The organism is Vibrio sp. Y176 (genome assembly GCF_033438945.1).
This window is the reverse complement of the sequence record NZ_JAWOQS010000026.1, coordinates 1-6,447: the sequence shown is the minus strand read 5'-3', so window position 1 is coordinate 6,447 and position 6,447 is coordinate 1. Positions and strand designations below refer to the sequence as shown.

At 39.9% G+C, this 6,447-nt stretch carries 8 protein-coding genes; 7 read left to right on the top strand and 1 reads right to left on the bottom strand.

The window, feature by feature from the left end:
- Positions 1-96: 96 nt before the first annotated feature.
- Complete coding sequence (locus R7O13_RS23525; RefSeq protein WP_318304783.1) at positions 97-1,398, bottom strand: hypothetical protein; 1,302 nt, start codon at positions 1,396-1,398, stop codon at positions 97-99.
- A 551-nt stretch (positions 1,399-1,949) separates the two neighbouring features.
- On the opposite strand from R7O13_RS23525, the gene R7O13_RS23520 reads away from it, so the two are divergent.
- From R7O13_RS23520 to R7O13_RS23485, 7 genes are all read left to right on the top strand, one after another.
- Positions 1,950-2,126 (top strand): hypothetical protein, encoded by a 177-nt coding sequence (locus R7O13_RS23520; protein WP_154218409.1) that lies wholly within the window; start codon positions 1,950-1,952, stop codon positions 2,124-2,126.
- On the top strand, positions 2,126-2,521 hold the full coding sequence (locus R7O13_RS23515) for a type II toxin-antitoxin system YafO family toxin (protein WP_262665721.1): 396 nt from the start codon (positions 2,126-2,128) through the stop codon (positions 2,519-2,521). The genes R7O13_RS23520 and R7O13_RS23515 overlap by 1 nt, the downstream gene beginning before the upstream one ends.
- 8 nt (positions 2,522-2,529) lie before the next feature.
- Positions 2,530-2,802: a hypothetical protein gene (locus tag R7O13_RS23510; RefSeq protein ID WP_213964692.1), complete on the top strand. Its 273-nt coding sequence runs from the start codon at positions 2,530-2,532 to the stop codon at positions 2,800-2,802.
- Positions 2,803-3,615: 813 nt separating this feature from the next.
- The gene (locus R7O13_RS23500) at positions 3,616-4,134 is read left to right on the top strand and encodes a L,D-transpeptidase family protein (RefSeq protein WP_213964694.1); all 519 of its coding nucleotides are present in this window, start codon (positions 3,616-3,618) and stop codon (positions 4,132-4,134) included.
- Positions 4,112-4,492, top strand: coding sequence for a DUF2195 family protein (locus R7O13_RS23495; protein WP_307851075.1), 381 nt, complete (start codon positions 4,112-4,114; stop codon positions 4,490-4,492). The genes R7O13_RS23500 and R7O13_RS23495 overlap by 23 nt, the downstream gene beginning before the upstream one ends.
- A gap of 233 nt (positions 4,493-4,725) precedes the next feature.
- A complete protein-coding gene (locus R7O13_RS23490) occupies positions 4,726-5,583 on the top strand; it encodes a D-2-hydroxyacid dehydrogenase family protein (RefSeq protein WP_318304782.1) in 858 nt (285 codons plus the stop codon).
- 168 nt (positions 5,584-5,751) lie between these two features.
- The gene (locus tag R7O13_RS23485) at positions 5,752-6,177 is read left to right on the top strand and encodes a hypothetical protein (RefSeq protein ID WP_213964751.1); all 426 of its coding nucleotides are present in this window, start codon (positions 5,752-5,754) and stop codon (positions 6,175-6,177) included.
- Positions 6,178-6,447 lie beyond the last annotated feature (270 nt).

Below are 6,447 nucleotides of genomic sequence, written 5' to 3'. Positions count from 1 at the left end.
CTATGCGTTGGTTTTAGTGTTTAAGGTGGTATGCGGAGGCTTCGGTATTGCGTGCCTCACACCTTAACAAGGCGTTAAGTGCTCAGTCGACGTACATCAGTTTCTGGTGACAAGTAAGATGTCTTCATCATCGAATTGAGCCTTGGTTTGTTCAAATATGCTGGAGAGTTCGTCGTCCGAAATAGAATCGTAAGAGCAAATTGGTTGTAATAACTCGGCTCTATCGATTTTGAATGTTGTTGCTGACTCTTTGCTTGCATGTAGACCAAATAGTCCACCAACAATGACCTTACCAAGGTTGATAAACATTGCTTCCAAGAAAACGAATTCAGTTGGGTCATCTGGAATTGGCTCTTGAGTATCTATATAACCATCTCTAATGTTGTTTTTTAGTAAGCTATTAATCAGTACAATGTTATCTTCTTGGTGTGCTATGTGGTTAAAGTTTGCTTCGCTAGTTCTATCGATTTCAAAAGTATTTATGATGCTTTCCAAGCTTTGGATGAATTCTTGTTCATAAGGTTCTGGAAGATTAAAGGCAATATCAAACTTTATAGTTGTTTCATGTAAACCTTCGATTTCCATTATCAAACCATTGTTAGTAAAAGAGAAAACCTTGAGCACTGATAGTACGTCATCAAGTTTGCATGTCTGATCTAATGTGAACATGATTTTGTTCGTATTTGTTCCTGGCTTTAGCCCCTCCAATACGAATGTAAATAATGTAGTCTTTAGCAGTAAAGTTTGCTCATCTTTGTGTAATAAAGGGTTTATAGGCAGTGTGATTAGTTCTGCATCGAAAGTGATCGCAGGGGAATACTTACTGGTTTTTACTCTTATTTTGCATTGTCTCGAAGTTTCATTACGAATGGTCAGTTTTCCTGACTCTGACTGAGACATTATGAATTTATCATTCGCTAGATTAAATCTTTCGTCTTTAACAACGAATCTATCCACATCAATTGATTCTCGTAGACCTAATGACATTTCAATGAAATGCTGTTTATTGAAGTTACCTTTTCCAAAAGTACAAGTCATGGTGATTCCACCATCTTGGTAACCTATGTTGTTTCGAAGTGATTGTTTTTGTTTTATGTATGTATCAACACAAGTGCGTGAGAAGTTTTCAATCGACAGTCTTAGAGCGTCGCCACTCAAGTTTGGTAGTTGATGACTTGCATTGTAGCTGACAGAGAGTTTTACTTTGTTCAACTCTTTCGGCTTTGCTAGTAAATCGTTTTCTCTCAATTTCTTGAGCGTTCGCTCTATGAGCTTGTCATCGATGTGCACTAAATATGCGTTTTCAATAGTAGGTTGCGCTTGATTTGTGTACTCAAGAAATAAAAGCTGGGTAATTATAGTTAACCAAGCGCTGAAGAACTGACAATTTAATTCCAAGGCGCTTGTCTTTTCTCTGTGTCGCTTTTACTTGAACTTTGCACTCGAATGGGAGTGCTGCTCTGTCATTGGGGGTGTTAGAACTATGCATAGTTGGAAACTCAACTAAGTAATCCCAACCTGCGACATCTTCTTCATTTGAGCTGTTAGTAATCAATCCAGTTTGGGTACACCATCTAACAAAATCTGTTTCGCCTAGTTTACCTAAATTAATTTTTGCCATAATCCCGAAGACTTAAACTATATAAGGTATGTATAATACCACAATTGCATATGGCGCAAATAGGCACTTAACAAGCAATTTAAGAGGGATTCACAACGCTCGGCATTTTTGCTTCTACTTCAAATTTAGTGTTTATGGCACAATGCTTTAGGTTGGGTGGAAGCGTTGTTCACCCCTTAATTGGGCGTTAGCCTTTTTACCGAACTCAGCTACGTATTTCATTGTGTTACACAGTAGTCATTGGTTTTGTCGCATATCGACGATTGACAAATAGGTAAATAAGTTTGGACTGAATATCTTCGATCTCTCGAGAAAAGGAGATCAACAAATGAAAATAAAAAATCGACCTATTGTATTATTAAAATCAAAATCTCAATGTGTAACTTATTCAGGAGATCCGTTGCATGACAAGGTGCGGATTATTTCTGCTGCGGCCAACTCAAAGAGAAAAATATTGTCACGAGCTGAGATAGCAAAAACTATACTCATTGTGGAAGAGGAATAGTGAATAGAATATTTGCTTATAAGCCGTTTAAAGATTCGCTCTCCCCTGATGTTTATGAGGCTTTAAAAAACAAGTTTCGTGAGCACAAGGAAAAAGGTGTGCAACCACATGATTTTGGGAGAGATACGACGTTTGATTTTCCCGAAAAGCTTCGATTATCCGGGTTGCGACATATACATATAAAAGATAAAACGTCCAAGCGTTGGAACTTGAAGAAGTTTGCATTTGATAAAACTAGCAATACAGCTCTTATCTATTCTAGTAACTATTTTGATGACAATTGCTATTTACTTATTGGTTTGCTAGATAATGCTCATCACGCCTACAAAAATAACCTATTATATTTATTGGAAATGTCTGATATTGCTGATAGCTTTAGCAATAAAAATTTATAGGAACAAATATGAAAACCACTTTAAACTGGAAAAAAGGCACACCACCAACTCCCGGCATTTACTTTGTAGCACTGAAGTTGGGGCAATCTATAGGTAGATATGACTTCATGCTGTGGAGTGGAGAGGTGTGGGAGACAGATCAGCAGGTTGAAATTATAGCCTATGTAGATGCCGATGATATCAAAATGGCGTTATCCCCAGAGTGGCCAGAGAATTCTGATAGAGAATTGCCTCCAACCAATAAAAAAGATCTCCCTAATGATATTTGGGTAGAAGATTAAAACTAAAGGCTAACAAAGCATTTAAGAGTGATTCCCAACGCGTGGCATTTTTACTCCATCGCTGGGTTTTGTGTTTACGGTGGTATGATTAGGTTTCGTGGTAGCGTTGCTCACACCTTAATGCTTAGCATCAAAAGTTAAAATCTTCGGAGTTTATCGGTTTCTCCGCTTTGCTTTACACCTGAAAAACTGTGCCTTTCACGTTCTTTCCGGTGGCACTATATGAGTTGAGTTTGCTTTGACTTCACCGTTTACGGTTTCTAACTTTTGGGCTATTTCTTTGGCGCGCCTTCTTTGATGTTGTTGGTTTCAGCAGCAAAAATGTAGTTTTATTGTCGCTGCGGTTGAGTTCCGTGATCGTATCCTTTGCTAATTTGAAACCGGTAAAAAAGGGTAGTTAGGCATGTTTTTCTCTTAGCCAACTTACGTTTTGACGCTAGTTTTCAATTTGGCAGCTGTCCGTTTGGTTTCAGTGTTTTAAGCCATAAATTTCGTGCTATATTTCAATATCTTGGCGTGTGCCAAAGGCTTTAGGGGCAGCGTACTAACAAACAGTTCAAGTGGGATTCAGCACGCGTGGCATTTTTGGTATGCGTTGGTTTCGGTGTTGAAGTGCCATGCAGAAACTTGGTTATTGCGTGCTTCCCCCCTCAACTGGGCGTTATAGCGCTAGGCGATAGTGTTGCATTGATCGCAATTTCAATTACCGCCTGTCTCTGGCATAAGATGCGATAAATTAAACTAAAACATACAGTTTAATTCGTTATTCATTTGAGTGAATATTTGCCTTTTCAAAGTGAAAAAGAGTTACACATGGAGAGTTTGGTTTATACAGGAACAGAGCTGAAGTGGCACGGGCGCGGTACCTTTAAAGCGACTTCTGGAATGAAGGGTTATCAATACCCTGAAGACCAGTGTATTCCAGATAAAGGTCCTGTCCCAGAGGGAAAATACTATATTCCTCTTATATTGGGAGCTTTGGCTGAAGATGATGGTTCTGGCTTTTGTGTGCTTAAACCATCATGGCAGGTTCAAGAAATACCGCGTGGAGAAAGCGCAGGCGAGTGTGATCCTTACTGGGCTAACTGGGGCTATAATCGGGTGCGCTTTGAACCATACGACGAGGTTACCAAAAAAAGATGCAGACCTTCGAGAAGTGGCTTTTACCTTCATGATTCAACTAAAGGATACAGCCATGGCTGTATCGAAGTGGAAGGACGCTTCTTCAATGAACTTAGAGCGTTTATCAAAAAAACAGATGCTCGGAAGCTTATGTTAAGTATCAAATACCAACCGAATGTAAAAACTAATGGTGGAACTTATGTTGGCTAGAATCTGTATTTTATTATTCTGTTGCCTCCCCTTTTTGTCGTTCGCGCAGCAGACTGCAAGTAGTTTCGTTGACTTCGAGAATACACTTTCAAATTGTGTTTCTATTGATACTAGCGATACTTATGACCGTAACAATCTAACTCTAGTAGATATGAAGCTGACACTAGAAAAAAATATAGGTAGCTGTGGGTGCAAATCTGCCATAGCATCTATTACGCTTGAAAGCATGCCTTCTGGTAGTTCAAGCTTTGACTTTGCTTTGATCAAGTCTCGCATTATATCAGTTCCTTTATTGCTCGATAATACATTGAAAAATGTTAGCAGCATCAAGGGTGCTTTGGCTTGCGGTAATAACTAGCGCAATAACAAAGCATTTAAGAGTGATTCCCAACGCTTGGCATTTTTGGTGTAAAGGTTGGGGTTTGTGTTTACGGTGATATGGTTAAGGTTTGGTAGTAGCGTTGCTCACACCTTAATGAGGCGTTATAACAACAAGGAGAGTTCCGTGAAAATAACAGTTTAGATGACTATCAGGATGTAGTTAGAACGTTAGATTGTTTCGAATTACTATCACATCACGATGTGTCCATCTTGAACGAAACACTTCCTGAAACGGAGTTGGTAGCTAAGCTAAAAGAGACCGAGGTTCTTGTTTTAATCCGAGAACGGACAGTGATTACAGAGTCACTGCTTGCACAGTTATCTAACCTTAAAGTTATCAGTCAAACAGGTAAAGTCAGCAATCATATTGATGTCCACCTATGCGAAAAGTATGGAGTAAAGGTGTTGGAGGGGCGTGGCTCTCCTGTTGCTCCTTCGGAATTAGCTTGGGCGCTGATTATGGCGGCAAGTCGCCACGTACCAACTTATTCAGCTAATCTCCAAAATGATAAATGGCAAAACTCTGGGGTGCTTGGTTTAGGTCGAACTCTAAAGCGCTTGAAGCTTGGTATTTGGGGCTACGGAAAAATTGGACAACGAATTGCCCAATATGCAAAAGCATTTGAAATGTCAGTGGCTGTTTGGGGAAGTGAGGAATCTAGAAATCTTGCGCTTGAACATGGCTTTGAAGCTGTCGCTTCAAAGGAAGCATTTTTCTCTGGTTCGGATATTGTGTCACTTCACTTACGTCTGAATGAAATAACTAGGGCGTGCGTAACAGCTCAGGACTTGAGCTTAATGAAGCCCGACTCTTTATTTGTAAACATTAGTCGCTCAGAGCTTGTAGAAAACTCTGCGCTATACAACGAGCTGGCGGCGGTCTCAACTAAGCGAGCTGCCGTTGATGTATTTGACAATGAACCGGCATCGCTTGATAACGAGCCTTTATTGTCATTACCAAACGTTACGGCTACCCCACATTTAGGGTATGTAGAGCAAAACAGCTATGAGCTTTACTTCAAGATAGCATTCGAGAATATTTTAGCTTTCGAGCAGGGTAACGCATAAACATCAGCATCGAAGAAATCGTTGTTATAACAAACTGTTTAAGAGTGATTCGCAACGCGCGGCATTTTCACTATGCTTTGCATTCAGTGTTTCAGGTGGTATGCGGGAGCTTCGGTATTGCATTGCTCACACCTTAACAGGGCGTTATGTTTTTTGAGGAAACGGTAAGTGTTTAAAAATCCGAGTGACTTGGAACTGTTGGAATGTATTTATGAGCAATATAAAGCCGATTTCCAGCTTTATGATAAGGACTCCTACGTTCGAAAAGGCAAGATATATGTTCCAATTGACTGCAAGTTGGTTGCTAGTAAATTAGGTGCCGATCCTGAGCTCGTATTTGGGCGTTTGTATTATCATTTAGCTAACGTCTATAGATATCAGCAAAGTAAAGATGTTGAGGCTAAGCTATTCGAGTTTAAAGTTGATGGTCAACTTCACTGTATACAGTTTCCAATATTAGCTTCAGTTGTTGCTAACTTGAAAGCAGATAATAAGCGCCATAAATCAACGCTATTTGCTTCTGTATTTGCGGTGATAGTCGCTATTGGTGCGGCTGCCATCACTGCATATGACGTCTTCGGCTCCAAAACATAACAAACAGTTCAAGAGGGATTCAGCACGCGTGGCATTTTTAGTATGCGTTGATTTCGGTGTTGAAGTGCCATGCAGATGCTTAGTCATTGCGTGCTTCACCCCTTAACTGGGCGTTATGTACCTAAGGGATAACTGGAATTATGAGTGAATTTGTTCGTGAGGTAGGTGAAAACTGGAGTCAGATTGGTGTAGACGCTAGTATAAAACGTCAATCAGCTGGTGCGACGAATCATGTTTTTCGTATCCAATCCTCAGAGACTTATTATCTTA

What these genes read in the sequence shown, in the direction of transcription:
- R7O13_RS23520 (WP_154218409.1), top strand. Translation starts at nt 1,950, where the DNA reads ATGAAAATAAAAAATCGACCTATTGTATTATTAAAATCAAAATCTCAA.
- R7O13_RS23510 (WP_213964692.1), top strand. Translation starts at nt 2,530, where the DNA reads ATGAAAACCACTTTAAACTGGAAAAAAGGCACACCACCAACTCCCGGC.
- R7O13_RS23500 (WP_213964694.1), top strand. Translation starts at nt 3,616, where the DNA reads ATGGAGAGTTTGGTTTATACAGGAACAGAGCTGAAGTGGCACGGGCGC.
- R7O13_RS23495 (WP_307851075.1), top strand. Translation starts at nt 4,112, where the DNA reads ATGGTGGAACTTATGTTGGCTAGAATCTGTATTTTATTATTCTGTTGC.